Here is a 26255-nt window from a genome sequence, read left to right on the forward strand (position 1 = left end):
GGCTTCCTGGAAAACAGACGGCGCGAAACGACGATGAGCGATAAAAAATGGATTAAGGCCGAGGACGTGGCCAGACTGGCCGGCGTCTCGCGCTCGGCGGTCTCCCGCACCTTCACCCCCGGCGCCTCGGTGTCGGAGAAGACCCGGCAGAAGGTGCTGAGCGCCGCGGAAGCCCTGGGCTATCAGGTGAATATCATCGCCCGGACGATGATCACTGGCAGCAGTAATTTTATCGGCATCGTCACCGCCGGTTTCGACAACCCGTTTCGCAGCAAACTGTTGGCGCCGCTGGTCCATCAGCTGGCGCTCAATGGCTTTATGCCGCTGCTGATGAACGCTGACGATCCGCAGCAGCTCGCCCCCTCGCTTAAACAACTGCTGAGCTATCACGTCGCCGGGGTGATCATCACCTCCGGCGCGCCGCCGCTGTCGCTGGCGGAAGAGTATCTGGCGCGCAAGATCCCCGTCACCCTGATCAACCGCCATGCGGACCTCGCCGGCTGCGACCGGGTGTGCAGCGATAATGCCCAAGGGGCGAAGCTGGTGGCGGATCTATTCAGTCGTCGAGGCTGGCAGCAGGTTGGCTTTATTGGCGAAAATCGCGAGAACTTCAGCACCCGCCAGCGCTATGAGGCTTTCATCGCCCGGACGTCGGGTATGGCGGTGAGCAGCCGCTTCTGCGACGGCGGCGGCTATCAGGCCGGCTACCAGGCCGCCAGAGAATTGGTTGCTGAAAACCCCGGAGTGCAGGCGCTGTTCTGCGCCACCGATATGCTGGCGTTGGGCGCCCTGGATGGCCTGCGGGACGCCCCCGCCCCGCTGCCGGCCATCGTCGGTTTTGACGATATCCCGCAGGCGGACTGGCAGCCCTATCAGCTCACCACCGTCCAGCAGAATACCGCCCTGCTGGCGCACCACGCGGTGGATCTGTTGATGACGCGGATCGCCCGCTTCAGCCTGCCCTCACGCCATCGCGAAGTGCCGGTGAAACTAATTATTCGTCATAGTGCGAAATGAAAAAATCATTTTATGCTGGAGCGATCACAGAATCTTCTGCGAAACCCGGCCACACTCATTCGGCCCTTCGGGGCTGTTTTTTTCACGCAAAATGCACACGTGTGCAAAATAGGGAGTCACTATGCAATCTCAGGAATCAGAAGCGCTACAGGCCCGCTACCGTCTGGCCTGCGAGCTGGCGAAAGCGGGGGCTGAGCTGGCGTTTGAATACTATCAACAGCGCGAGGCGCTGACCGTCGACCATAAAGGCGATGACCTGCAGGATGTGGTCAGCGTGGCCGACAAACGGGTGGAGGCCTTTGTCAAACAGCGCATTCAGAGCGCGTTTCCGCAAGATGGCTTTCTCGGCGAAGAGAGCGGCGCTCGCCTGCCCGACGCGCGAGTGCTGTGGGTGGTCGACCCCATCGATGGCACCAGCTGTTTCCTCAACGGCCTGCACACCTGGTGCCTGTCGCTGGCGATCGTCGCCGACGGCGAACCGGTCATCGGCGTGGTCTACGACCCCAACCATCGCGAGCTGTTTCACGCCCTGCGGGGCCATGGCGCCTGGCTCAACGACGCCCCGATCCGTCCACACCCCGCGACGACGGTCAAAGAGGGCGTGATGGGCGTCGGCACCTCGCATCGCGTCACCCCGGCGGACTTTCTGCCGTTTCTGCAGGCGCTGCTCAGCGACGGCGGCATGTTTATCCGCAACGGTTCCGGGGCGTTGATGAGCGCCTGGGCGGCGGCGGGCCGGTTGATTGGCTACTACGAGCCGCACATGAACCCGTGGGACGCTCTGCCGGGGCTGGTGCTGATGCGCGAAGCGGGCGGCGCCAGCAACGATTTTCTGGCGCAGGAGGGGATCCAGCGCGGCAACCCGCTACTGCTGGCCAGCCAGACGCTCTACCCGCAGCTGAAAAAGATGATCCCACAACCCTTACATTAACCCTTACGGGTCAGGCTATTTCTGATTATGTACTCTACACAGTAACGATAACTTCATTCACGGACGAACCACATCAATCAGTCAGGCCTCCGACCTGCGGAGAACCACCTATGTCTGGAATTATCGCTTTTTTCCGGGCGTCGCCGCCGAAAGCGGGCGCCGCGTTTGATGAACAGCGTTTTCGCCGGGTGCGCTGGCAAACCTTTATCGCCATGACCCTGGCCTACGTCACCTTTTACGTCTGCCGGTTATCCTTCACCGTCGCCAAAAGCGCGCTGGTGGATCTGGGGATCACCCCGACGGAGCTGGGCATGATCGGCTCAACCCTGTTCTTCAGCTACGCCATCGGCAAGCTGGTCAACGGCTTTATCGCCGATCACGCCAACGTGGTGCGCTATATGAGCCTCGGTTTATTGCTCAGCGCCGGGATGAACCTGATGATGGGGATGACCACCAACGCCCTGCTGCTGGCCATCTTCTGGGGGATCAACGGCTGGGCCCAGTCGATGGGCGTCGGCCCCTGCGCGGTCTCGCTGGCGCGCTGGTACGGCGTTAAGGAGCGCGGCACCTTCTATGGCATCTGGTCGACGGCGCATAATATCGGCGAGGCGGTGACCTATATGGTGATCGCCGCAGTGATCGCCGGATTTGGCTGGCAGATGGGCTACCTGTCCACCGCCGCGCTCGGCGCCGCCGGGGTGGTGCTGCTGGTGCTGTTCATGCACGATTCGCCGCAGAGCAGTGGCTTCCCGTCCATCAACGTCATCCGCGATGAACCGCAGGAGGAGGCCGAAGCCCGCGGCTCAGTGTTTAAAAACCAGCTGCTGGCGCTGCGCAACCCGGCGCTGTGGACCCTCGCCCTCGCCTCCGCCTTTATGTACATCGACCGCTACGCCGTCAACTCGTGGGGGATCTTCTTTCTCGAGCAGGATAAAGCCTATTCCACGCTGGAGGCGTCCGGGATTATCGGCGTCAACGCCATCGCCGGCATCGCCGGGACCATCATCGCCGGCATGCTCTCCGACCGCTTTTTCCCACGCAACCGCAGCGTGATGGCCGGGTTTATCAGCCTGTTGAACACCGCCGGCTTCGCCCTGATGCTCTGGTCGCCGCACAATTATTACACTGATATTCTGGCGATGATTATCTTCGGGGCCACCATTGGCGCCCTGACCTGCTTCCTCGGCGGGCTGATCGCCGTCGATATCTCCTCGCGCAAAGCCGCCGGGGCCGCGCTCGGCACCATCGGCATCGCCAGCTACGCCGGCGCCGGCCTGGGCGAGTTTCTCACCGGGATCATTATTGATAAAACGGCTATCCTTGAGAACGGCAAAACGCTGTATGATTTCAGCACATTGGCGCTGTTCTGGGTGGGTACCGGTCTGGGTTCCGCGCTACTCTGTTTTACCACTGCCGCCATCGTCGCCCGGCGCCATGCCGTCGAACGGCAGACCTCGTTCTCCTCATAACCGATTAACGCATAAGGAAGAAGATATGATGCCTGCAAGACATCAGGGGCTGTTACGCCTGTTTATCGCCTGCGCGCTGCCGCTGCTGGCGCTGCAATCTGCCGCCGCCGCGGACTGGCAGCTGGAGAAAGTGGTCGAGCTCAGCCGCCACGGTATCCGCCCGCCGACGGCCGGCAACCGGGAAGCCATCGAGGCCGCCACCGGCCGACCGTGGACCGAGTGGACCACCCATGACGGCGAGCTCACCGGCCATGGCTATGCCGCCGTGGTTAACAAAGGACGTGAGGAAGGCCAGCACTATCGCCAGCTCGGCCTGCTGCAGGCGGGATGCCCGACGGCGGAGTCGATTTACGTGCGCGCCAGCCCGCTGCAGCGGACGCGGGCGACCGCCCAGGCGCTGGTGGATGGCGCCTTCCCCGGCTGCGGCGTCGCTATCCATTATGTCAGCGGGGATGCCGATCCCCTGTTTCAGACCGACAAGTTCGCCGCCACGCAAACCGACCCCGCCCGCCAGCTGGCGGCGGTGAAAGAGAAGGCCGGGGATCTGGCGCAGCGTCGGCAGGCGCTGGCGCCGGCCATCCAGCTATTGCAACAGGCGGTTTGTCAGGCCGATAAACCCTGCCCGATCTTCGACACCCCCTGGCAGGTGGAGCAGAGCAAAAGCGGGAAAACCACTATTAGCGGACTGAGCGTGATGGCCAATATGGTGGAGACGCTGCGTCTCGGCTGGAGTGAAAACCTGCCTCTCAGCCAGCTGGCGTGGGGCAAGATCACCCAGGCCAGGCAGATCACCGCCCTGCTGCCGCTGTTAACAGAAAACTACGATCTGAGTAACGACGTGCTGTATACCGCGCAAAAACGCGGGTCGGTGCTGCTCAACGCCATGCTCGACGGCGTCAAACCGGAGGCGAATCCGAACGTACGCTGGCTGCTGCTGGTGGCCCATGACACCAATATCGCCATGGTGCGCACGCTGATGAACTTTAGCTGGCAGCTGCCGGGCTACAGCCGGGGAAATATCCCGCCGGGCAGTAGCCTGGTGCTGGAGCGCTGGCGCAACGCGAAGAGCGGGGAACGCTATCTGCGGGTCTATTTCCAGGCGCAAGGCCTCGACGACCTGCGTCGTCTGCAGACGCCGGACGCGCAGCACCCGATGCTGCGTCAGGAGTGGCGTCAGCCGGGCTGCCGTCAGACCGACGTCGGTACGCTGTGTCCCTTCCAGGCGGCTATTACCGCCCTCGGTCAGCGTATCGACCGGTCATCCGCCCCGGCGGTAGCCATGGTCCTGCCGTAGCAATGCAGCGCTTGCCCGGGCCCGGGAAAGCCATTTTTTCCAGGCCCGGCACGGTGTCGGCTATCCATTGTCCGGCGCAAACGCCCCGGCGGCGACCTGCGCCGGGGTGACCACCCCGCTGTCCAGCACCCAGCCGCTCACCAGCCCAGCAGGCGTGACGTCGAACGCCGGATTGTAAACGGCAGCCCCCGTCGGCGCCCACTGTACCGCGCCGAAGCTGCCCGCCACCCCGGTCACTTCCGCCGCCGCGCGCTGCTCAATGGGGATCGCCGCGCCGTTCGGGCAATGGCGGTCGAGGGTGGTCTGCGGGGCAGCGACGTAAAACGGGATCTGGTGATAATGGGCCAAAACCGCCAGGGAATAGGTGCCGATTTTATTCGCCACGTCGCCGTTGGCAGCGATACGGTCGGCGCCGACCCACACCGCATCCACCTGCCCCTGCGCCATCAGGCTGGCGGCCATTGAATCGGTGATCAACTGATACGGCACGCCCAGTTCGCCCAGCTCCCAGGCGGTTAAACGTCCGCCCTGCAGCAGTGGCCGGGTTTCATCGACCCACACGCTGGCCACCTTTCCCTGCCGGTGCGCCAGCGCGATAACCCCCAGGGCGGTCCCCACCCCGGCAGTCGCCAGGCCACCGGTGTTGCAGTGGGTCAGCAGTCGACTGCCGGGCTTCACCAGCGCACTGCCCGCCTCAGCGATGCGGTCGCACAGCTGTTTATCTTCTTCGACCAGACGCAAAGCTTCCGCTTCCAGCGCCTGCGGGTAATCCTCCCGGGCCAGCGCCTGCTTCATGCGATCCAGATTATTCATCAGGTTGACCGCCGTCGGCCGCGCCGCGCGCAGCGTCTCCAGCGCCTGCTGGAGTGCATCCCGGTTCAGGCCGCGCTGGGCCAGCAGAGCCAGCAGCAGGCTGGCGGACAGGCCAATCAGCGGCGCGCCGCGCACCCGCAGGGCATGAATATGGTCCACCAGCAGCGCAACGTTATCCGCCGCCAGCCAGCGTTTCTCCTGCGGCAAGGCCTGCTGGTCGAGAATAAAAAGCTGATTTTCACTCACCCGCAGGCTGGTGGTCTGTAATGTCTGCATGTCGTTAAATCCCTGTTGCGTTGTTGTATCACATTGTGTCAGGATGGAATACAGAAGTATAGACGTCTGAACGGCTTAATCAGAATTCGAGGATCGAGGCAATGTCGCAATACCATACCTTCACCGCCCACGATGCCGTGGCTTACGCGCAGCAGTTCGCCGGCATCGACAACCCATCTGAGCTGGTCAGCGCGCAGGAAGTGGGCGATGGCAACCTCAATCTGGTGTTTAAAGTGTTCGATCACCAGGGCGTCAGCCGAGCGATCGTCAAACAGGCCCTGCCCTACGTGCGCTGTGTCGGCGAATCCTGGCCCCTGACCCTCGACCGCGCCCGTCTGGAAGCGCAGACCCTGGTCGCCCACTATCAGCACAGCCCGCAGCACACGGTAAAAATCCATCACTTTGATCCCGAGCTGGCGGTGATGGTGATGGAAGATCTTTCCGACCACCGCATCTGGCGCGGGGAGCTTATCGCTAACGTCTACTACCCGCAGGCGGCCCGCCAGCTTGGCGACTATCTGGCGCAGGTGCTGTTCCACACCAGCGATTTCTATCTCCATCCCCACGAGAAAAAAGCGCAGGTGGCGCAGTTTAGTAACCCGGCGATGTGCGAGATCACCGAGGATCTGTTCTTTAACGACCCGTATCAGATCCACGAGCGCAATAACTACCCGGCGGAGCTGGAGGCCGATGTTGCCGCCCTGCGCGACGACGCCCAGCTAAAGCTGGCGGTGGCGGCGCTGAAGCATCGTTTCTTTGCCCATGCGGAAGCGCTGCTGCACGGGGATATCCACAGCGGGTCGATCTTCGTTGCCGAAGGCAGCCTGAAGGCCATCGACGCCGAGTTCGGCTATTTCGGCCCCATTGGTTTCGATATCGGCACCGCCATCGGCAACTTGCTGCTTAACTACTGCGGCCTGCCGGGCCAGCTCGGCATTCGCGACGCCGCCGCCGCACGCGAGCAGCGACTGAACGATATCCACCAGCTGTGGACCACCTTCGCCGAACGCTTCCAGGCGCTGGCGGCGGAGAAAACCCGCGACGCGGCCCTGGCTTACCCCGGCTACGCTTCCGCCTTTCTGAAGAAAGTCTGGGCCGACGCGGTTGGCTTCTGCGGCAGCGAACTGATCCGCCGCAGCGTCGGACTGTCGCACGTCGCGGATATCGACACTATCCAGGACGACGCCATGCGCCATGAATGCCTGCGCCACGCCATTACCCTCGGCAAAGCGCTGATTGTGCTGGCCGAGCGTATCGACAGCGTCGACGAGCTGCTGGCGCGGGTACGCCAGTACAGCTGAGTGCGCCTGTTTTCCCTCACCCCGGCCCTCTCCCATAGGGAGAGGGAGCACACCCTAAAAAAGGCCATTGTCATTGCCTTTTTGCGTTTACCTTGCCCTCACCCCAACCCTCTCCCACAGGGAGAGGGAGCAAACCCTAAAAAAGTGCAATCATCAGGGATTGCCCGGCGGCGCTGCGCTTGCGCGGGCCTACAGATAACCGCATGACGGTTTGATCTTGCAGTCTTTTGTAGGCCGGGTAAGGCGAAAGCCGCCACCCGGCAGACATGCGAGCACAATTTTGCGTTTACCTTGTCCTCATCCCAGATACTCAATCACCGACAGCCCGCCGTTGTAATCGGTGCTGTAGATAATGCCCTGCGCATCGACAAACACATCGCAGGACTGGATCACCTGCGGACGGCCGGGACGGGTATCCATCATCGTCTTCGGCGCCGCCGGCACCAGCGCCCCGGTCTCCAGCGGACGATACGGGTTAGATATATCGTAAGCCCGCACGCCGGCATTCTGATAAGTGGCAAAAATCAGCGTTGAGCTGACAAAGCTGCCGGGACGATTCTCATGCAGGTTGTGCGGACCGAAATGCGCCCCTTTCGCCACATAATCCGCTTCGTCCGGCGGCGGGAACGTGGCGATGCTCACCGGATTTGACGGCTCGCGGATATCAAACAGCCAGATCAGCTTCTCACCGTCCTCCTGATTGTCGAGCACCGCTTCGTCAAGCACCACCAGCAGGTCACGATCCGGTAGCGGCAGCGCGGTATGCGTCCCGCCGCCGAACGGCGGGCTCCAGTTGCGATGGCTAATCAGCGTCGGCTGGGTACGGTCTTTGACATCCAGCAGCGTCAGGCCGCCGTCGCGCCAGCTGCCGTAGGCGGTATCCCCGGCAATAATGGCGTGATGCAGCGCATAGCGTTTGCCCTGCGGCCAGTCCGGTGTTTCACCGCCCGCCTGGTGCATCCCCGGCAGCCACCAGCGCCCGGCCACTTCGGGCTTACGCGGATCGGCCAGATCGATGGTCAGGAAGATGTAGTCAGTAAAACCGTCGATCAACGCGGACACATACGCCCAGCGGCCGCCGACGTACCAGATGCGGTGAATACCGATGCCGTTAAGCGACAGGAAACTGATTTCCCGCGGCTGCGCGGGAGTGGAAATATCAAAGATACGCAGCCCGGCGCTCCAGCCCTTGTCCTGCACATCGCTGACTGTGTCGCCCACCGAGCGGGTGTAGTAGACCTTCTCATCAGCAAAACGGGCGTCGGCAAACAGATCCCGGGCGTTGATCACCAGCAGCAGATCGTCATGCGCCTGCAGATGCACGTTCCAGGTGCCCGGCGGCGCGGCAATATAGTTGACGGTGGTGGGCCGGGTCGGATCGCGAACATCGACCACGGAAAAGCCCTGCGACACCATATGGCCGATATAGGCGAATCCGCGGTGCACCATCAGCTGCACGCCGTCCGGACGACCGCCCTGATCGCTATGGCCAATCAGCCGCATATTGCGGCTGTATTCGGGGGAAGGTAATACTGACATAGGGGATCCCTCTCGCCCGGTGGCATGGTTTTCCCCCTCTCCCTGCGGAAGAGGGCCGGGGTGAGGGCACCAGGCCGCCGCCCACCGCCACCCGGCTTGATATTATTTGTTTTTCGCTTCCAGCGTCGCGAACCACGGCGCGATAAAGTCTTCGGTCTGGCCCCAGCCAGGGATAATTTTCCCCAGCGACGCCACGTTCACCGCCCCCGGCTGGGCCGCCAGCAGCGCCTGCGGGATCGCCGCCGCCTTGAAGTCGTAGGTGGCTGGCGTCGGCTCGCCGGCGATCTTATTGGCGATCAGCCGCACGTTGGTCGCGCCGATAAGCTTCGGATCCACCGCCACACTCACTTTCCATGGGCTGCCGGCTTCGCGCATCAGCTGCAGATCCTGGTTGGAAATATCAATGCTGTAGAGTTTGATCTCAGTGCGGCCATTCTCTTTCAGCGCTTTATAGGCCCCCTGGCTAAAGGCATCCCAGGTGCCCCAGATCGCGTCGATTTTCCCTTTCGGATACTTGGCGAGGATCGCCCCCACCTTGTTGGCAGTGTCGCCCTGCACATCGGATGACACGGCGCCGATCGACTCCAGCTCTTTAATCCCCGGATTTTGCTTCAGCAGCGTCTGGTAAGCCGCCTGACGGCGCTCCATCGGCGGGAAGCCCGCCACCCACAACTTGACGATGTTGGCCTTGCCGTTGAAGTCTTTCACCAGCTGGCCAAAAGAGAGCTCGGTCAGCGACGCGTCATCCTGCTGGCTGACCGTCACCCCGGGGATCTCACCGCTCACCGCGGTATCGAACACCGCCACTTTGATCCCGGCATCCACCGCCTTCTTCACCAGGGCGGTGGAATACGGGTCACGCCCCTGGGAGAGAATAATGCCATCGTATTTCTGGCTGATGGCCTGGTTGACGAAGTCCTGGAATTTGGCGTCATCGCCGTTGCTCAGGAAGGTGCTGATTTTGAAACCGAGCTTTTTGCCCTCCTGCAGCGCCCCGGAGACAAACTGGGTGGTGTTATCGTCAGACCCCAGGTTGCGGATCACCGCAATACGGATCGGGCCGCTGTGCTCGGCAATCGCCGCCGGCACCGGCGTCGGGGCAGTGGCCAGCGCCGCCGTCGACTGCAGCAGACCCAGCGTCATCAGAGAGAGTGCGATCTTTTTCATGCTGTTTACCCTGTAAAATGTTAAGTACGGCGCTGAAAATAGGTCAGTGCCAGCGCGCCAGCCAGGACCAACCCTTTAATAATGTCCATCGCGTAATACGGCACCGAGAGCATCACCAGCCCGTTGGAGAGCACGCCGAGGATCACCGCCCCCACCAGCGTCCCCAGGGCGTTCGGTTTACCGGAGCCCGCCAGCGAAAAGCCGATCCAGGCCGCCGCCACCGCGTCCATCAGATAGCCGCCGCCGGCGTTGACCTGTGAGGATCCGATACGCGAGGCCAGCAGAATGCCGCCCAGCCCGGCCAGCAGCGAGGCAATCACGTATGCTGCGACTTTGTAACGAGTGATCCGCAGGCCGGAGAGCCGCGCGGCCTCCGGGTTGCCGCCGATGGCGTACATCCGCCGTCCGTGGGTGGTGAACGACAGTGCCAGCTGGGCGACCAGCGTCACCACCAGCATGATGATGACGATGGTCGGCACCTGCCCCAGCGCGCCAAAGGCCGCCGGGATAGTGCCTTCCGCCATCTCGCCGCTCGGCAGCACCATGTTTTCAGTAATCGAACCGCCGTAGCTGTAGGTCATCGCCACGCCCTGAATCACAAACAGGCTGGCCAGGGTGGCGAGCATGTCAGGAATGCGCAGCACCACGATCAGAAAGGCGTTAAACAGCCCCACCAGGGTGCAGAGCGCGAGGGTGATCAGAATCGCTTCGGTGGTCCCCAGGCCATGCCAGACAAACAGGGAAATCACCAGCGCGTTAGCCAGCGATGCCGTCGATCCCACTGACAGATCAAAGCCGCCAATGGTGAGAGAAATCGACACCCCGATGGCAATCACCGTGACAATCGCGATCGAGCGCAGAATGTTGATGATGTTGAACGGATCAAGGAAGTTGTCCGAGGCGAGGCCAAAGACCGCCACCAGCAGCACCACGGTCAGCAACATGCCCCACTTATAGAGAAAATCAAAAAATCGCTGACGGCCCGATACCGTCGCGTTTACTGCCAGGGCCTTGCTCACGCTGCCGCTCCTCCGGTTGAATAATAAAGCAACGTCTCTTCCCGGGCTTCCGCGCCGGGGATCTCCGCCACAATCCGTCCGTCCCATAGCACGCAGATGCGGTCGCATAAACCGACCAGCTCGGCGAATTCACCCGAGGCATAAATCACCCCTTTGCCTTCCCGCGCCAGACCATCGATCAGCATGAACAGATCGGTTTTCGCTTTCACATCGACCCCTTTGGTCGGTTCGTCAAAAATCAAAACATTGGCATGACTGCGCAGCCATTTGCCAATGGCCACCTTCTGCTGGTTGCCGCCGGAAAGACGGCGCAGCATCTGCCCCGGGCCAGTGGCGCGCACGCCGAGGCGGGCAATCACCTCCTCCGCCCAGCGCCAGGCCTGCCGATGGCCAAACAGGCTCCAGCGCGAAAAGCTGTTATCGGCGCTGACCGCCAGGTTCATCGCGATCGGCTCTTCGATGAAAATGCCCTCTTTGCGCCGCTCCTCCGGGACCAGCGCCAGGCCGCGCCCCACCGAGTCGGCAGGATCGCGCGGTCGCCACGGCTGGCCGTTCAGCTCGCCACGCTGCACCCGGCTTTTGCTGGCGCCGAACAGCGCTTTGCACAGCTCGGTTTTGCCCGCGCCGGCCAGCCCGGCGATACCAAGAATTTCCCCCTTCCGCAGGCGCAGCGAAATATCCTGTAGCAACGCCTCATCATGCAGACCGTCAATCTGCAGCAGCACCTCTTCGCCGTGCGGCGGGCGCGGCGGTGGGAAGATATCGCTCAGCTCGTGGCCCAGCATCTTTTCGACGATCTGTTCGCCGCTCAGCGGCGCCATCGGGCCGCTCTCAATCAGCCGCCCGTCGCGCAGCACCGTCAGGGTGTCGCAGATTGCCTTCAGTTCATGGATACGATGCGAAATAAACACCACCCCGATCCCCTGCTGCTGCAGACGGCGTACTACCGCAAACAGTCGCTCACTTTCATGCTGATCCAGCGGCGCGGTGGGCTCATCGAGGATCAAAAAGCGGCAATGGTGCGACAGAGCGCGAGCCAGCAGGATTTGCTGTTTTTCGGCGAGCGTGCAGCTGTCAATGGAGCGCCTGACGTCCAGCGCCACGTCCAGCTGCGCCAGCGCCTCGCGCGCCAGCTGCCGAACCCGCGACCAGCGAAACGCCATGCCCGGCTCTGCCAGCCTGTCCAGCATGATGTTTTCCGCAATGCTCAGGCCAGGTACCAGCGCCACATCCACCTCCTGCTGCACCAGGTGGATCCCCAACTGTTTAGCATCCCGCGGCGAACGAATGGTGACCGGCTGATCGTTGATCGTCACCTCGCCCTGATAGTGAGCATGCGTCCCGCACAGCACGGCCATCAGCGTCGACTTACCCGCGCCGTTGGCCCCGGTCAGGGCATGCACCGACCCGCCATGAAGGGTAAAGTCCACCTTGTTCAGTGCCTGAAAGCCGGAAAAGGCCAGGCTAATGTTATGCATCTCAAGGCGGTTCGCGCTCATCACTGTTCCCGTGCGGTAATTAATCTTCTGATTTAACGAATTTTTCATAGCCGCCGCTGGCTGACAACTGCGTAAAAAGCATAAGATACAACGAAATAATATTAGCCATCTGGATGTCCAGACATAACATCAGTTTAGCCCAACACCTATAAGGACAGCTTCCATGAGCAACAGCGATATCCGCGTCGTACCCGGCCCGGCCAACTATTTCTCCCACCCTGGCAGCCTTGAGCGGCTGAGCGATTTTTTCAGCGCCGACCAGCTCTCGCGGGCGGTGTGGGTCTATGGCGAGCGCGCCCTGGCCGGCGCCGAACCTTTTCTGCCGGCGGCCTTCCACCTGCCGGAGGCAAAAAAGATCCGCTTTACCGGCCACTGCAGCGAACGCGACGTGGCGGAGCTGGTGCAGGCCTCCGGTGACGATCGGGCGGTAGTGATTGGCGTGGGCGGCGGCGCGCTGCTCGACAGCGCGAAAGTGTTGGCCCGCCGCCTGGGGGTTCCGCTGGTGGCCATCCCGACCATCGCCGCCACCTGCGCGGCGTGGACGCCGCTGTCGGTGTGGTATAGCGACGCCGGACAGGCCCTGAATTTTGAGATCTTCGATGACGCCAACTTCCTGGTGCTGGTCGAGCCGCGCATCATTCTCAACGCCCCGGCGGAGTACCTGCTGGCGGGCATTGGCGACACCTTAGCCAAATGGTATGAGGCCGTAGTGCTGGCGCCGCAGCCGGAGGCGCTGCCGCTCACCGTGCGGCTGGGGATTAACGGCGCGCTGGCGATCCGCGACGTGCTGCTGGCCAGCAGCGAAACGGCGCTGGCGGACCAGAGCCGCGGCGATCTGACCCAGGCGTTTCGCGATGTGGTGGAGGCGATTATCGCCGGCGGCGGGATGGTTGGCGGGCTGGGGGAACGTTACACCCGGGTCGCCGCCGCCCATGCGGTGCACAACGGACTGACGGTGCTGCCGCAGACGGATAAATTCCTCCACGGTACCAAAGTCGCCTACGGCATTCTGGTACAGAGCGCCCTGCTTGCTCAGGACGATGTGCTGGCGCAGTTAGTGCAGGCGTATCAGCGCTTTAACCTGCCGACCACCCTGGCGGCACTGGAGGTCGATATCAATAACCGCACAGAACTGGACCGGGTCATTGCCCATACCCTGCGCCCGGGCGAGTCGATTCACTATTTACCAGTGACGTTAACCCCTGAGGTTCTGCGCGCGGCGTTTGAGAAGGTGGAATACTTCAGCCGTTAATCACCCCGACCGTCTATACCTAATGATGATGCTCACCACTCTCGCAACGAGGTCATCATGCAGATCGATTTAACAGGTAAGAAGGCGCTGGTTACCGGCGCCAGCCGTGGGTTGGGTCGCGCAATCGCGCTGTCGCTGGCACGCGCCGGTGCCGATGTGGTTATTACGTATGAAAAATCGGCCGATAAAGCCCAGGCGGTCGCCGATGAAATAAAGGCCCTGGGTCGGCACGGCGAGGCGGTGCAGGCCGACAGCGCCAGCGCGCAGGCTATTCAGGATGCCGTCACCCATGCGGCCCGGTCCCTCGGCGGGCTGGATATTCTGGTCAACAACGCCGGGATCGCCCGCGGCGGTCCACTGGAATCCATGACGCTGGCGGACATTGACGCGCTTATCAACGTCAATATTCGTGGGGTGGTCATCGCCACCCAGGAAGCGCTGGTGCATATGGCCGATGGCGGACGGATCATCAACATCGGCAGCTGTCTGGCTAATCGCGTGGCCATGCCGGGCATCGCGGTTTACGCCATGACCAAGTCCGCCCTCAACGCCCTGACCCGTGGCCTGGCGCGTGATTTAGGCCCTCGCGGGATCACCGTTAACCTTGTCCATCCAGGGCCGACCAACAGCGATATGAACCCGGAAGACGGAGAACAGGCGGAAGCCCAGCGCCAGATGATTGCGGTCGGTCACTACGGCCAGCCGGAAGACATCGCCGCGGCGGTCACCTTCCTCGCCAGCCCGGCCGCCGGGCAGATCTCCGGTACGGGGCTGGACGTGGATGGCGGATTGAACGCCTGATCGCACATTTTCTGCAAGCCTCTGTCGCCCGACAGAGGCCTTCCCGCGCCGCCTCGACGGGTTGCGTTTTGCCTCTTACCTGCGTTTTTTCTCCGCTCTACAGTACCCCATAAGAAATTCGGAATTTATCTAATAGTCTTATTATTTCCTTATATTTTGTGTGGGCGTACAGTGGAGGTACGGATGAAGATTGTCTGGTCAAAAACGGCAGATAAGCCATTTTCTAAAATCGATAATCGGTATAAGAGCCGCATTAAATCCAGGCTGGAAAAGATGGATGATAAAGCTTCATCTATCTCGGATATCAAAAAATTGTCCTCTCCCGAAAACCACTACCGGCTGCGATTAGGTGATTACAGAGTCATCTACACCTTTGGGGATCCGCCGGGCGATACCTGCTACGTCGTGGCGGTTAAACGCCGAACCACCACCACCTACCTTCATGAGGAAGATACCGAATATGACTATTCAGTACATCAAGGATGAAGAAGGAAAAGACCAGTATGTCGTCATTCCTTACAGCGATTACTTTCGTATGCGCCTGGCTCTGCTGGAGTACGACGACGAGGATGAAAGCGACTGGGAAGATATTCCTTATGAATCAGACATCTATGATAATGTCATGCTACCAGGCGAAGTATGCGACGTGATGCATAAAGAAAACGTCAGTCTGCAGGCCGCGTGGCGCATCCTGCGCGGGCTATCCCAGCAGGAGGTCGCGGCTAAACTCGGCATCAGCCAGTCCGCCGTGTCGCAGCTGGAAGCGCTGGACTCCCGTCCGCAGAAGCGCACCCGCGAGAAGCTGGCGGCGATTTACGGCTGTACCCAGGAGCAGATCAGCCTCTATCTGCCGAAAGAGGGTTAACAACACTTCGCCCCGCCCTTGCCGCCGTAGCGCGCGTCCTGGCGCTCGCGAAAGAATTCTTCATAGGTCATCGGCGTCTGATCCGGGTGGGTTATTCGCATGTGCTCGACGTAGTTATCGTAATCCGGCACGCCGATCATCATCTTCGCCGCCTGGCCTAAATATTTTCCCGCTTTGGAGAGGGTGTCGAACATAAGTCATTTCTCTTTTGTTTCCCTCTCCCAAAGGGAGAAGGAGGATCGGAAATGTAGGCCGGGTAAGGCGAAGCCGCCACCCGGCACACCGGTTAATGCGCCCCTTTCGCCTGGGTATCAATCGCATCCAGGTTTTCAGGCATAGGCTCATACGGCGTCTCTTTCGCCGTCGGTTTATCCTCTTTCAGCGCCGCCAGCGCGGTTTTAATCGAGAACAGCGCCAGCACCACCACCACAATCATAAAGAAGATGGTCAGCCCGGCATCGAGACGGTTGTTAAACACCAGCTGCGCCAGCTGTGATTCGGTATATTGCGGCGGAATGTTGCCGCTGTCGATCATCGCCTGGAATTTATTGGCGATGGCCAGGAAACCGACTTTGGTATCCGGGCTAAACGACTTCTGCCAGCCGGCGGTCAGGGTACAAATCAGCAGCCAGCTTGTCGGCAGCAGCGCCACCCACGCGTAGCGCTGGCGTTTCATCTTGAACAGGACCACCGCGCAGAGCATCAGCGCCATCCCCGCCAGCATCTGGTTGGCGATACCGAACAGCGGCCACAGGGTGTTAATCCCGCCCAGCGGATCCACTACCCCCTGATGCAGGAAGTAGCCCCACGCCAGGACGCACAGCGCGGTCGCCAGCAGGTTGGCCGGCAGCGAACTGGTTTTTTTCAGCCCCGGGCTAATCACGCCCAGCAGATCCTGCAGCATAAAGCGCGCCGCACGGGTGCCGGCATCAACCGCCGTCAGGATAAACAGCGCCTCAAACAGAATGGCGAAGTGGTACCAGAACGAGACATCCATCAGCCCGCCCAGCGAGCCGTGCAGGATGTAGGCCATCCCCACCGCCAGGGTTGGCGCGCCGCCGGCGCGGGAGATAATCGACTGTTCACCCACCTCGCTGGCGATTTGATGCAGCGTATCCGGGGTAATGCTAAAGCCCCAGCCGCTCACCACCTGCGCCGCCGAGGCGACCACATCGGTGGTTCCCGCCGGCGCCAGCACCGCCATCGGGCTGTTCATCGCGAAGTAGACGCCCGGGTCGATAATACAGGCCGCCACCAGCGCCATAATGGCGACGAAGGATTCCATCAACATACCACCGTAGCCGATAAAGCAGGCCTGGCCTTCGTTGGCCAACATTTTCGGCGTGGTGCCGGAGGAGATCAGCGCGTGGAAGCCGGAGACCGCGCCGCAGGCGATGGTGATAAACAGGAACGGGAACAGGTTGCCGCTCCACACCGGGCCGGTACCGTCGACGAATTTGGTCAGCGCCGGCATGGTCAGGGTCGGGCGCATAATCAGAATGCCAATCGCCAGCCCCACGATGGTGCCGATTTTCAGGAAGGTGGAGAGGTAGTCGCGCGGGGCCAGCAGCAGCCAGACCGGCAGTACCGCGGCGACAAAGCCGTAGCCCACCAGGATCCAGGTCAGCTGTACGCCGGTGTAATCAAACCACGGCGCCCAGGTCGGGCTTTCCGCCACCCAACCGCCGGAGATGATGGCGAACACCAGCATCACCAGGCCGATCACCGACACCTCGCCGATGCGCCCCGGGCGCAGGTAGCGAATATAGATACCCATAAAGATCGCCAGCGGGATGGTAAAGGCGACGGTGTATGTCCCCCACGGACTGTGGGTCAACGCTTTCACCACGATCATCGCCAGGACCGCGAGGATGATGACCATGATCATAAAGCAGGCCACCAGCGCCAGGACGCCAGCGGTTGGCCCCATCTCCTCTTTAACCAGTTCGCCAAGCGAGCGGCCATCGCGACGGGTCGAAACAAACAGCACCATAAAGTCCTGTACGGCGCCGGCCAGCACCACGCCGGCGAGGATCCAGATCATCCCCGGCAGGTAGCCCATCTGCGCGGCAAGCACCGGGCCCACCAGCGGCCCCGCGCCGGCAATGGCGGCAAAATGGTGACCGAACAGCACTTTTTTGTCGGTCGGAACATAATCGAGGCCGTCATTATGTCGTACCGCCGGCGTCATCCGCGTCGGGTCAACGCCGAGAACGGTTTTGGCGATATACAGACCGTAGAAACGATATGCGATCAGATAAACGCAGACCGCCGCGACGACAATCCACAGCGCATTTATCTGCTCACCCCGGTTTAAGGCGATATAGCCGAGGGCAAAGGCTCCGATCACGGAGAGCAGTGTCCAGATAAGGTATTTCCCTGAATTATTCATTGTTGTGGTCCACCGGTAGGGTAATCAGGATGTTACATTTTGTTTCTAGATCACAACGCAGAATTTAACAACATCGAAACAGCGCAGATGCCGTACACCCACAGAGATTTGTCTCACATTGCTAGCGAGATCACTTAAGGCAGGAAAATGAATGAAAGGATTACCGTGAACGGTGCCGTTTGTTTGTCGGGTGGCGGCTAACGCCTTACCCGACCTACAGATCCGTAGCCCGGCCAAGCGCAGCGCAAGCCGGGGAAATAGCGGCTCCTCAGCCCAGAAACCGTAGCCCTGCTAAGTACAGCGCGAGCAGGGAAATTCCCGGATGGCGGCGCGCTGCGCCTTATCCGGGCTACCCATTGCGCCGATACGTAGCCCGGCCAAGCGTAGCGCAAGCCGGGGAAATAGCGGCTCCTCAGCCCAGAAACCGTAGCCCTGCTAAGTACAGCGCGAGCAGGGAAATTCCCGGATGGCGGCGCGCTGCGCCTTATCCGGGCTACCCATTGCGCCGATACGTAGCCCGGCTAAGCGTCGCGCAAGCCGGGGAAACAGCAGCTTCCTGGCCCAGAAACCGTAGCCCTGCTAAGCGCAGCGCGAGCAGGGAAATTCCCGGATGGCGGCGCGCTGCGCCTTATCCCGGCTACCCATTGCGCCGATACGTAGCCCGGCTAAGCGTAGCGCAAGCCGGGGAAATAGCGGCTTCTTAGCCCAGCACCGCGGTGCCCAGATACGTAGCCCGGCTAAGCGTAGCGCAAGCTGGGGAAATAGCAGCTTCCTGGTCCAGAAACCGTAGCCCTGCTAAGCGCAGCGCGAGCAGGGAAATTCCCGGATGGCGGCGCGCTGCGCCTTATCCGGGCTACCCATTGCGCCGATACGTAGCCCGGCTAAGCGTCGCGCAAGCCGGGGAAACAGCGGCTTCCTGGCCCAGAAACCGTAGCCCTGCTAAGCGCAGCGCGAGCAGGGAAATTCCCGGATGGCGGCGCGCTGCGCCTTATCCGGGCTACCCATTGCGCCGATACGTAGCCCGGCTAAGCGTAGCGCAAGCCGGGGAAATAGCGGCTTCTTAGCCCAGCACCGCGGTGCCCAGACGACAGGTGCAGCAGCGCCGCCCCTTCTCGTCATACACCACTATCTCCCAGCTCTGGCTCTGGCGGCCAAGATGCAGCGGTCGGCATTCGCCGCGCACTTTCCCGCTGGAGACCGGACGATGGTGGGTAGCGTTAAGCTCGGTGCCCACCACGCACTGCCCTTCTTCGGTCATCAGCCAACCGGCCATCGAGCCCAGCGTCTCCGCCAGCGCCGCGGAGGCGCCGCCGTGCAGCAGACCAAACGGCTGATGGGTGCGCGCATCCACCGGCATCTCCGCCTCCAGCAGCCCCGCTTCCAGTCGGGTGTAGATGATGCCAAGATGCGCCACCATGGTGTTTTCGCTGCTGGCGTTCAGCGCCGCCAGCGTGAGCTCTCGCTTCCAGGCCATTTACGCCCCCAGCGTCGAGCCGCCATCGACCACAATATCCTGCAGCGTAATATGGCTGGCGTGAGAAGAGGCGAGGAACAGAATGGTATTGGCGATCTCCTGCGGGCGGGCGATTTTGCCCAGCGGGATGCCGAGCTTAAACTGCTCGCCGAAGCCGCGGATCCGCTGCTGCTCGGCATCGTCGCTGACCCACAGGGTGCGCTGCATATCGGTGTCGGTGGAGCCCGGCGACACGAGGTTGCAGCGCACGCCGCTGCCTGCCAGCTCAAGGCCAACGGTTAACGCCAGGCTTTTCAGCGCCGCTTTCGAGGCGCCATAGGCGCTCATGCCGATACGCGGCGTATGCGCGGCATCGGAGGCGACGGTGACGATCGCCCCGCCCCGCTGACGGCGGAACTGGGCCATCGTCTGCTGAAACAGATTAAACGCGCCGCCAACGTTGACCGCGAAGGTTTGCTGCCAGTCTTCCGCGCTCAGCTGGTCGGTGGCGCCCATGCGCAGGATCCCGGCGGCGTTCACCAGCACGTCCAGTCGTTCGATGTTGTTGAGCAGCCGCGCGCACACGTCGCGTACCTGACCGGCATCGGCGACGTCCAGCGTTTCGGTGGCAAACGGATAACCTTCGCCGTCAAAGGCAAGGTCGAAACCGGTAACGTTGGCCCCGGCCTCGACGAAAGCCAGCGCGGTGGCATAGCCAATCCCTTTACCTGCGCCGGTCACCCACACGGTCTGACCGTGGAAATCCAGCGCCGCCATTATTTCACCTCACGGGAGAGCAGCGCCCACCAGGCGTCGATGGTCGGGTTCTTCGCCAGCATCACGAAGTCGATATCGCCGTGCACTTTGCGCCAGCGGGCGGCCAGGGCCATCATCCGCACCGAATCCAGACCGTAGTCGATCAGATTTTCATCATCCAGCGGTTCGTCGGATTCGTCGAGCAGCGGCAGGATCAGCGCGCGCAGCGCCGCTTTGGAGGCCGGCAGCGGCAGCAGCTCTTCGGTCATCACCACGCGGCCGGAGCGGCCGGCGACGTATTTCAGCGCCATCAGGTGCTCTTCACGGCTGAAGTCCGCCAGGGCGTCGGCGACAAAGAACGGTTTGATATCGCGCATGAAAGCATCGGTGGCGGTGGTCATGCAGCCGATATGAGCATAAACGCCGGTGATGATCAGCTGGTCGCGGCCGGCCTCTTTCAACATCTCCTCCAGCGGCGAGCGATGAAATGCGCTGTAACGCCATTTCACCAGCACGGTATCGTCTTCATCCGGCGCCAGCGCGGCAATCACCTGCTGCTGCTCCGGCGAGCGGGTCAGGCCCGGCCCCCACATATCATTCAGCAACGCCCGATCTTCATCACTCTGCTCTTTCGGCTGGGCGGTGTAGTACACCGGAATGCCGTTCTGTTTGCAGAAGTCGCGCAGGGCGGCGATATTGGCCACCACTTTCTCCATCATCGCGCTGTTTTCGCCCCAGAAGTTGAGGAAATACTCCTGCATATCGTGGATCAGCAGCGCGGCGCGCGACGGCTCAAAGGCCCAGTTGACTTTGTTCGCCGGGATATCGCTGGCTTCCGGCAGCGCATATGCCTGTAATTTAGGGATTGCCATTCTCTGTTCTCCTTCAGCCCAGCTTGCCTTCGGCCAGCCACTGACGTAATTGTTTTTTATCGACTTTGCCCACCGGCGTCAGCGGCAGCGCGGCAACGCACTCCACGCGATCCGGCAGTTTAAATTCAGCCACCCCCTGCTCGCGCAGGAAGCGGCGCACCGCGACGGCGCGCAGCGGCGAGGTCACCACCAGATAAGCGCAGCTTTTCTCGCCCAGCAGGTTGTCTTCGATGCTGACCAGCGCGGCGTGGATCACCGCCTCATGGCGCAGCAGCAGGTTTTCGATCTCTTCGGCGGCGATCTTCTCGCCGCCGCGGTTGATCTGATCTTTTTCCCGGCCCTGGACGGTGATATACCCGTCTTCATCGATCGAAATCAGATCGCCGGAGCAGTAAAACCCCTCGGCGTCAAAGGCTTCCGCGTTATGCTGCGGGCTGTTGTAGTAGCCGCGGAAGGTATACGGCCCGCGGGTCATCAGGCGGCCCACTTCGCCGCGCGGCAGCGGGTTGCCATCGGCATCCGCTACCCACACTTCATCGTCCGGGCACATCGGGCAGCCCTGGGTATGGATGATCCGCTCCGGGCTGTCGTTAAGGCGGGTGTAATTCACCAGCCCCTCCGCCATGCCGAACACCTGCTGCAGCTGGCAGCCGATTTCCGCCGGAATGCGCGCGGCGAGGGTCGCCGACAGGCGCGCGCCGCCGACCTGCAGCAGCTCCAGCGATTGCAGTTGCGCATTGCTGCCCCATTCATGGATCGCCTGCAGCCACAGGCTGACCGCCGGCGGCACCAGCGAGGCAACGTTGATCTGATGTTGTTCAATCAGCGGGAAACAGAGGGTGGCGCTCGGGTCGGCGGCGAGGATCACCCGCCCGCCGGCGAGGAAGACGCCGAGCGAACCCGGGGAACTCATCGCATAGTTATGCGCCGCCGGCAGCGCGTTGAGGTAGCGCGTCTCCGCGTTGATCCCGCAGATCTCGTTGCTGCGGCGGATGCTGTAGTCGTAATCGTTATGGGTGCGCGGGATCAGCTTCGGCGTCCCGGTGCTGCCGCCGGAGAGCTGGAAAAAGGCCACTTCGTCGGCAGGGGTTGGATTGGCGACAAAGTTATCCGCCGGGCGGTTAATCTCCGTCGCCAGATCGCGCTCGCCGCCGTCGTTACGCAACAGTGCGACGCGCAGGGAAGGATGCTCAGCGATAAACGCATGGAGGAAGCTATCGTCAGCAAACAGCGCGTGCTCGCGATCGGCAATCAGCAGCGCCGGTTTAATCTGCGCGGCGTAGGCGTTAAGCTCGCTGCGCTGATGGCTGAACAGCGCGTTCACTGGCGCGACGCCGATACGCAGCAGCGCAAAGAAGGTGATGTAAAACTCGGCGACGTTGCCCAACTGCACCAGCGCGGTTTCCCCGCGCTTCAGTCCCTGGCGCTGCAGCGAGCAGGCAAGGTTGTCCACCAGCTGATTAAACTGGCGGTAGCTAATCTGCCGTTCGCCATCGATAATCGCCACGGCGTCGTTTTCCGCGTGACGGGTGATCAGATTGGTTAACGGCAGATCCTGCCAGTAGCCTTTTTGACGATAGCGGGCCGCAAACTCTTCCGGCCAACGGGTAAATGCAATCATCCTTGCCTCTTAATTCAAGCCAAATACGTTAAGCATGGTGGTCAGTTTGACGCCGGTTTCGCGCCATTCGCCCAGCGGCGAGGAGGCCGGAACGATTCCCGCGCCGGCAAACAGGCGCAGCGTACGCTGCTGCAGACGCGCGCAGCGGATGGTCACCACCCATTCGCCGTTGCCTTCATCGTCACACCAGCCGACGATGCCGCCGAACAGCTGACGGTCGAAGGGTTCCAGTTCGGCAATCAGGCGCTTCGCCACCTGGTGTGGGAAGCCGCTCAGCGCCGGGGTCGGGTGCAGCAGACAGGCCAGCGACATGGCGTTTTCTTGCGCCAGCGCGGTGCCTTCGATTGGCGTTGCCAGGTGCCAGAGCGTTGGGGTGGTAATCAACTGCGGCGATGCCGGCAGCGACAGCTGGCTGCTGCGCGGGCCCAGCACGCTCTTCATCGCCTGGGTCACCAGCTCGTGCTCGTGGCGATCTTTGCCGGATGCCAGCAGCCTGTTGCCCGCTTCCCGGTCCAGCACATCGTCCGGTTGACGACGGGCGGAGCCAGCCAGCGGCAATGAGCTAAAGCGCGGCCCGTCTTTACGCAGCAGCAGCTCCGGGCTGGCGCCCAGCAGCACGCCACCGTCGGAGAGCGGCACGTGGAAGTTAAAGCTCGCCGGGTTCTGGGCGATCAGTCGCTCCATCAGCGCGCCGCTATCGACGCGGTCGCGGGTGGTAATATCGATAAGCCTTGAGAGCACCACCTTGTCCACTTCCGGGGTGGCGGTCAGCGCGGCAGCGCGTTCCACCATGGCTAAAAACGCGTCCTGCTCCGGGATCTCCCGGCGCTCCACCACTTCCATTGTCTCCAGCGGCGCGGCGTAGCGGGCGGAACGCTGTTTTTCCGGGCGAGAGAACGCTTCCCAGCGCTCGGGGATATAGAGCTCGGAAGGCTGACAGGTGTCGAACGGGATAGCCCCCACCATCACCGGCTTGCGGATCCCCGCCGCGCGGGCCTCGGCAAAAGCGGCGGCCATCTGCTGCTGGAACTCGCCGTTCAGCGCATCGCCGCCGACAGCGGGCTGTGAGAAGCGGCGGAAGCAGCCGGAGGTGCTAAAACTGCGGTACGGCGACATAAAGAAGAAGCTGTCCGGAGACAGGGTCTGGGTGTGTTTCTGTACATCCTCAGCCAGTGACGTTTCCATATCATCCTCCAAAAACGATAAATATATTACGAATAATTATCATTTGTATTTTGGTTGGCTAACCTAAAAGGTATTGCCCGCCATGTCAACCGCGTTACGTCATTGCGCGCCACTTTGGCTTGCATCCTGCTGACGCAAAGTTGAAAATGAGACGCATTTATTACCTTTCGAATCAGGATGCGATGACGTGAACTTCTTTTCTTTCTGCCGCCGCGGTGCGCTGACCGGCATGCTGTTGCTTTTAGGAATTACCTCAGCCCAGGCGGCGGACTGGCCGCGCCAGGTCACCGACAGCTACGGGACACACACCCTGCCAAGCCAGCCGCTGCGCATTGTCTCCACCAGCGTGACCCTCACCGGCTCGCTGTTGGCGATTGACGCCCCGGTGGTCGCCAGCGGCGCCACCACGCCGAACAACCGCGTCGCCGATAGTCAGGGCTTTCTGCGCCAGTGGAGCGAGGTCGCCAAAGCCCGCAAGCTGGCGCGGCTGTACATCGGCGAACCAAGCGCGGAAGCGGTGGCCGCCCAGATGCCGGATCTGATCCTGGTGAGCGCCACCGGCGGCGACTCTGCCCTGCCGCTGTACGATCAGCTCAAAACGATCGCTCCGACGCTGGTCATCAACTATGACGATAAAAGCTGGCAAACCTTGCTCACCCAACTGGGGCAGATCACCGGCCATGAGCAGCAGGCCAGCGCGCGCATAGCCGACTTCAATAAACAGCTCGTTTCGTTAAAAGAAAAAATGAAACTGCCGCCGCAGCCGGTGACCGCCCTGGTCTATACCGCCGCCGCGCACAGCGCCAATATCTGGACGCCGGCATCGGCCCAGGGGCAGATGCTCGAACAGCTGGGCTTTAGCCTGGCGACGCTGCCGGGCGGCCTGCCCGCCAGCCATAGCCAGGGTAAACGCCACGATATCGTGCAGCTGGGCGGGGAGAACCTCGCGGCCGGTCTGAACGGCCAGAGCCTGTTCCTGTTCGCCGGCGACCAGAAAGATGCGGATGCCATCTACGCCAACCCGCTGCTGGCGCATCTCCCGGCGGTCGCAGGCAAACGCGTCTACCCGCTGGGCACCGAGACCTTCCGTCTTGACTACTACAGCGCCCTGCTGGTGCTCCAGCGTCTCTCCAGCCTGTTCGGCTAACGCGGGCCGTGCCATCAGGACGGGTACGTAACCTGAACTCTTTGCCGGGCGGCGCTCCGCTTGCCCGGCCTACAATACCCGAGACCGTAGGCCCGGTAAGGCGCAGCCGCCACCGGGCATCAGGACGGGTACGCAACCTGAACTCTTTGCCGGGCGGCGCGGCGCTTGCACCGGCCTACAATGCCCGAGACTGTAGGCCCGGTAAGGCGTAGCCGCCACCGGGCAATCGCACCCTACTTAACTTTCGTTGACGATTTCCGGGCGCTGGAAACGGCGCAGCTCGCGTAGCAGCCCCACCAACAGCACGCCGACGAGCGCCAGCGCCCAGCCGCTGGCGCTGGCGGATGCCGCCGGGGTCATCACCGCCCCTAATCCGCCGAGCAGCGCCGCGCCGATGGCGTCGCCGGTGACGTTTTGCGCGGTCCACAGACCATTAATCCGCCCAAGCATATTTTCCGGCGTCTGGGTCTGGATCAGGGTGTACTGCAGCAGCGAGCTAATAGCGCTCAGCCAGCCAAACAGCGCCAGGCACAGCGCGCCCAACGCCCAGTGCGGCATCAGGCTGAACAGCGCAATGGCGACAAACGATCCCACCGTGGTCGCCAGCATCAGCGCACCCGGCCGCACCGTCTGGGCCAGCTGACCGCTGGTCAACGCCCCCAGCGCCGCACCGAGCGGAATAGCGGCGTACAGCAGGCCAATCTGTCCGGCCGACATCTGCCAGCTCCCGGCCAGCGCCGGATAGAGCACCCGCACCGCGCTGGCCATGGTCAGCAGACCGCCAAGCAGCGCAATCCCGCCGATAAGCGGGCTCTGACAGAGGAAGGTCAGCCCCGCCAGCAGAGATCGCAGCGGATGCTCGCGCGGCTGCGGAGGCGGCGGCAGCTGCGGCAGACGCAGCAGGGTTAAGGTGGTGATAAAGGTCCCCGCCGCCGCCAGGCCGAAGTTCCAGGCCACGCCGCCGGTGGCCAGCAGCAGGCCACCGATCATCGGCGAAATCACCGAGCCAAGGCGCACCGTCAACATGGTGATGGCCCCGGCCTGCATCAGGTTTTCCCGCCCCACCAGCGCCGGGGTCGCCGCCAGCAGCGCGGTCACCCCCAACGAGGCGAAGAACCCGTCCCAGATCCCCAGCAGGTAGATCGCCGCCAGCGACGGCTCCGGCAGCAGGGCGTTCAGACACAGACCGACAAAGCCCACGCCGCAGGTGCCGCGCGCCAGCAGGATCAGGCGTTTACGTTCATAGCGGTCAGCCAGCACGCCCCCCACCATCAGACCAACAAACATCGACGCACCGGTCAGCGTCACCGACAGCCCGACCTGCCAGGTCGAATGGGTCATCATCTGGATCTGGACCGGAATGGCCACGCCCAGCAGGCCAAGCGATAGAATAGAGATAAAGCGAGCGATAAAAACGGCGCGAAACGCCGGGTGAGTTTTCAGCAGGCTGAGATTGAGCAGCCAGGATTGTCGGTTCATTACAGCGCCTTGTCGTTATTTTTAATACCCTTTTTACTGTGGGTCATGCTACCATAGCTGAATAAAATCGATAACGATAATTACTATCATTATCATATCAGGGATGT

At 61.9% G+C, this 26255-nt stretch carries 23 protein-coding genes; 10 read left to right on the forward strand and 13 right to left on the reverse strand.

All coding sequences use genetic code 11. The features are described from left to right. Positions 1–66: 66 nt before the first annotated feature. From FHW76_RS07305 to FHW76_RS07320, 4 genes are all read left to right on the forward strand, one after another. Positions 67–1017 (forward strand): LacI family DNA-binding transcriptional regulator, encoded by a 951-nt coding sequence (locus tag FHW76_RS07305; RefSeq protein ID WP_162494476.1) that lies wholly within the window; start codon positions 67–69, stop codon positions 1015–1017. Positions 1018–1138: 121 nt separating this feature from the next. After that, complete coding sequence (locus tag FHW76_RS07310; RefSeq protein ID WP_032732682.1) at positions 1139–1948, forward strand: inositol monophosphatase; 810 nt, start codon at positions 1139–1141, stop codon at positions 1946–1948. Between the two features lie 110 nt (positions 1949–2058). Next, entirely contained in the window at positions 2059–3417 is a 1359-nt protein-coding gene (locus FHW76_RS07315) for an MFS transporter (protein ID WP_008805601.1), read from the forward strand. 25 nt (positions 3418–3442) lie between these two features. Continuing rightward, a complete protein-coding gene (locus tag FHW76_RS07320) occupies positions 3443–4711 on the forward strand; it encodes a histidine phosphatase family protein (protein WP_008805600.1) in 1269 nt (422 codons plus the stop codon). Between the two features lie 60 nt (positions 4712–4771). On the opposite strand, the gene mtnA is transcribed toward FHW76_RS07320, so the two are convergent. After that, the gene (gene mtnA, locus FHW76_RS07325; protein WP_023322216.1) at positions 4772–5800 is read right to left on the reverse strand and encodes an S-methyl-5-thioribose-1-phosphate isomerase; all 1029 of its coding nucleotides are present in this window, start codon (positions 5798–5800) and stop codon (positions 4772–4774) included. 101 nt (positions 5801–5901) lie between these two features. Between mtnA and mtnK the strand changes: the two genes are divergently transcribed. Further along, positions 5902–7101, forward strand: a complete 1200-nt coding sequence (gene mtnK / locus FHW76_RS07330; protein ID WP_022065142.1) for an S-methyl-5-thioribose kinase — start codon at positions 5902–5904, stop codon at positions 7099–7101. Between the two features lie 297 nt (positions 7102–7398). Here mtnK and FHW76_RS07335 read toward each other — a convergent pair whose 3' ends face one another. From FHW76_RS07335 to FHW76_RS07350, 4 genes are all read right to left on the reverse strand, one after another. Further along, positions 7399–8640, reverse strand: a complete 1242-nt coding sequence (locus FHW76_RS07335) for an LVIVD repeat-containing protein (protein ID WP_060619266.1) — start codon at positions 8638–8640, stop codon at positions 7399–7401. Positions 8641–8742: 102 nt separating this feature from the next. Then, positions 8743–9807, reverse strand: a complete 1065-nt coding sequence (locus tag FHW76_RS07340; RefSeq protein ID WP_008805596.1) for a sugar ABC transporter substrate-binding protein — start codon at positions 9805–9807, stop codon at positions 8743–8745. 20 nt (positions 9808–9827) lie between these two features. Then, entirely contained in the window at positions 9828–10826 is a 999-nt protein-coding gene (locus FHW76_RS07345; protein WP_002894035.1) for an ABC transporter permease, read from the reverse strand. Next, positions 10823–12325, reverse strand: coding sequence for a sugar ABC transporter ATP-binding protein (locus FHW76_RS07350; protein WP_012542480.1), 1503 nt, complete (start codon positions 12323–12325; stop codon positions 10823–10825). The genes FHW76_RS07345 and FHW76_RS07350 overlap by 4 nt, the downstream gene beginning before the upstream one ends. A 163-nt stretch (positions 12326–12488) precedes the next feature. Here FHW76_RS07350 and FHW76_RS07355 point away from each other — a divergent pair, with 163 nt between their 5' ends. The 4 genes from FHW76_RS07355 to FHW76_RS07370 all read left to right on the forward strand — a co-directional run bounded on the left by FHW76_RS07355 (position 12489) and on the right by FHW76_RS07370 (position 15243). Beyond that, the gene (locus tag FHW76_RS07355; RefSeq protein WP_100697758.1) at positions 12489–13577 is read left to right on the forward strand and encodes an oxidoreductase; all 1089 of its coding nucleotides are present in this window, start codon (positions 12489–12491) and stop codon (positions 13575–13577) included. Positions 13578–13634: 57 nt separating this feature from the next. Next, positions 13635–14378 carry an SDR family NAD(P)-dependent oxidoreductase gene (locus FHW76_RS07360; protein ID WP_012968723.1) on the forward strand — a complete coding sequence of 248 codons (744 nt, stop codon included), beginning with the start codon at positions 13635–13637 and terminating at the stop codon, positions 14376–14378. Positions 14379–14561: 183 nt separating this feature from the next. Beyond that, a complete protein-coding gene (locus FHW76_RS07365) occupies positions 14562–14864 on the forward strand; it encodes a type II toxin-antitoxin system RelE/ParE family toxin (RefSeq protein WP_012068431.1) in 303 nt (100 codons plus the stop codon). Then, positions 14839–15243, forward strand: a complete 405-nt coding sequence (locus tag FHW76_RS07370; RefSeq protein WP_008805591.1) for a helix-turn-helix transcriptional regulator — start codon at positions 14839–14841, stop codon at positions 15241–15243. Before FHW76_RS07365 ends, FHW76_RS07370 begins: the two co-directional genes overlap by 26 nt. Here FHW76_RS07370 and FHW76_RS07375 read toward each other — a convergent pair. The 7 genes from FHW76_RS07375 to entC form a co-directional block, all read right to left on the reverse strand. Next, a complete protein-coding gene (locus FHW76_RS07375; RefSeq protein ID WP_002893903.1) occupies positions 15240–15437 on the reverse strand; it encodes a YbdD/YjiX family protein in 198 nt (65 codons plus the stop codon). The genes FHW76_RS07370 and FHW76_RS07375 overlap by 4 nt on opposite strands. Positions 15438–15529: 92 nt before the next feature. Then, on the reverse strand, positions 15530–17635 hold the full coding sequence (cstA, locus tag FHW76_RS07380; RefSeq protein WP_012068429.1) for a pyruvate/proton symporter CstA: 2106 nt from the start codon (positions 17633–17635) through the stop codon (positions 15530–15532). A 1060-nt stretch (positions 17636–18695) separates the two neighbouring features. Next, on the reverse strand, positions 18696–19109 hold the full coding sequence (entH, locus tag FHW76_RS07385) for a proofreading thioesterase EntH (RefSeq protein ID WP_008805589.1): 414 nt from the start codon (positions 19107–19109) through the stop codon (positions 18696–18698). Next, the gene (entA, locus tag FHW76_RS07390) at positions 19110–19865 is read right to left on the reverse strand and encodes a 2,3-dihydro-2,3-dihydroxybenzoate dehydrogenase EntA (RefSeq protein ID WP_012068428.1); all 756 of its coding nucleotides are present in this window, start codon (positions 19863–19865) and stop codon (positions 19110–19112) included. Beyond that, complete coding sequence (gene entB / locus FHW76_RS07395) at positions 19865–20716, reverse strand: enterobactin biosynthesis bifunctional isochorismatase/aryl carrier protein EntB (protein WP_012968725.1); 852 nt, start codon at positions 20714–20716, stop codon at positions 19865–19867. The genes entA and entB overlap by 1 nt, the downstream gene beginning before the upstream one ends. Positions 20717–20729: 13 nt before the next feature. Continuing rightward, entirely contained in the window at positions 20730–22337 is a 1608-nt protein-coding gene (entE, locus tag FHW76_RS07400; RefSeq protein WP_022065778.1) for a (2,3-dihydroxybenzoyl)adenylate synthase EntE, read from the reverse strand. 9 nt (positions 22338–22346) lie between these two features. Beyond that, positions 22347–23522, reverse strand: a complete 1176-nt coding sequence (gene entC / locus FHW76_RS07405; RefSeq protein WP_012542487.1) for an isochorismate synthase EntC — start codon at positions 23520–23522, stop codon at positions 22347–22349. 187 nt (positions 23523–23709) lie between these two features. Between entC and fepB the strand changes: the two genes are divergently transcribed. Continuing rightward, entirely contained in the window at positions 23710–24669 is a 960-nt protein-coding gene (gene fepB / locus FHW76_RS07410; RefSeq protein ID WP_012542488.1) for a Fe2+-enterobactin ABC transporter substrate-binding protein, read from the forward strand. A gap of 237 nt (positions 24670–24906) precedes the next feature. On the opposite strand, the gene entS is transcribed toward fepB, so the two are convergent. Continuing rightward, entirely contained in the window at positions 24907–26148 is a 1242-nt protein-coding gene (entS, locus tag FHW76_RS07415) for an enterobactin transporter EntS (protein ID WP_008805583.1), read from the reverse strand. Positions 26149–26255: the final 107 nt, after the last annotated feature.

The organism is Klebsiella sp. RC2, from assembly GCF_014192815.1.
GTDB classification, from domain to species: domain Bacteria; phylum Pseudomonadota; class Gammaproteobacteria; order Enterobacterales; family Enterobacteriaceae; genus Klebsiella; species Klebsiella variicola.

Bases quoted from the DNA above. Each gene is read 5' to 3' on its own strand.
- mtnK (WP_022065142.1), top strand. From the start codon at position 5,902: ATGTCGCAATACCATACCTTCACCGCCCACGATGCCGTGGCTTACGCG.
- FHW76_RS07340 (WP_008805596.1), bottom strand. From the start codon at position 9,807: ATGAAAAAGATCGCACTCTCTCTGATGACGCTGGGTCTGCTGCAGTCG.
- FHW76_RS07375 (WP_002893903.1), bottom strand. From the start codon at position 15,437: ATGTTCGACACCCTCTCCAAAGCGGGAAAATATTTAGGCCAGGCGGCG.
- entB (WP_012968725.1), bottom strand. From the start codon at position 20,716: ATGGCAATCCCTAAATTACAGGCATATGCGCTGCCGGAAGCCAGCGAT.
- FHW76_RS07355 (WP_100697758.1), top strand. From the start codon at position 12,489: ATGAGCAACAGCGATATCCGCGTCGTACCCGGCCCGGCCAACTATTTC.
- FHW76_RS07335 (WP_060619266.1), bottom strand. From the start codon at position 8,640: ATGTCAGTATTACCTTCCCCCGAATACAGCCGCAATATGCGGCTGATT.
- entA (WP_012068428.1), bottom strand. From the start codon at position 19,865: ATGGCGGCGCTGGATTTCCACGGTCAGACCGTGTGGGTGACCGGCGCA.
- FHW76_RS07320 (WP_008805600.1), top strand. From the start codon at position 3,443: ATGATGCCTGCAAGACATCAGGGGCTGTTACGCCTGTTTATCGCCTGC.
- entE (WP_022065778.1), bottom strand. From the start codon at position 22,337: ATGATTGCATTTACCCGTTGGCCGGAAGAGTTTGCGGCCCGCTATCGT.
- entS (WP_008805583.1), bottom strand. From the start codon at position 26,148: ATGAACCGACAATCCTGGCTGCTCAATCTCAGCCTGCTGAAAACTCAC.
- FHW76_RS07350 (WP_012542480.1), bottom strand. From the start codon at position 12,325: ATGAGCGCGAACCGCCTTGAGATGCATAACATTAGCCTGGCCTTTTCC.
- FHW76_RS07365 (WP_012068431.1), top strand. From the start codon at position 14,562: ATGAAGATTGTCTGGTCAAAAACGGCAGATAAGCCATTTTCTAAAATC.
- FHW76_RS07315 (WP_008805601.1), top strand. From the start codon at position 2,059: ATGTCTGGAATTATCGCTTTTTTCCGGGCGTCGCCGCCGAAAGCGGGC.
- cstA (WP_012068429.1), bottom strand. From the start codon at position 17,635: ATGAATAATTCAGGGAAATACCTTATCTGGACACTGCTCTCCGTGATC.
- FHW76_RS07360 (WP_012968723.1), top strand. From the start codon at position 13,635: ATGCAGATCGATTTAACAGGTAAGAAGGCGCTGGTTACCGGCGCCAGC.
- FHW76_RS07310 (WP_032732682.1), top strand. From the start codon at position 1,139: ATGCAATCTCAGGAATCAGAAGCGCTACAGGCCCGCTACCGTCTGGCC.
- entC (WP_012542487.1), bottom strand. From the start codon at position 23,522: ATGGAAACGTCACTGGCTGAGGATGTACAGAAACACACCCAGACCCTG.
- entH (WP_008805589.1), bottom strand. From the start codon at position 19,109: ATGGCCTGGAAGCGAGAGCTCACGCTGGCGGCGCTGAACGCCAGCAGC.
- mtnA (WP_023322216.1), bottom strand. From the start codon at position 5,800: ATGCAGACATTACAGACCACCAGCCTGCGGGTGAGTGAAAATCAGCTT.
- FHW76_RS07370 (WP_008805591.1), top strand. From the start codon at position 14,839: ATGACTATTCAGTACATCAAGGATGAAGAAGGAAAAGACCAGTATGTC.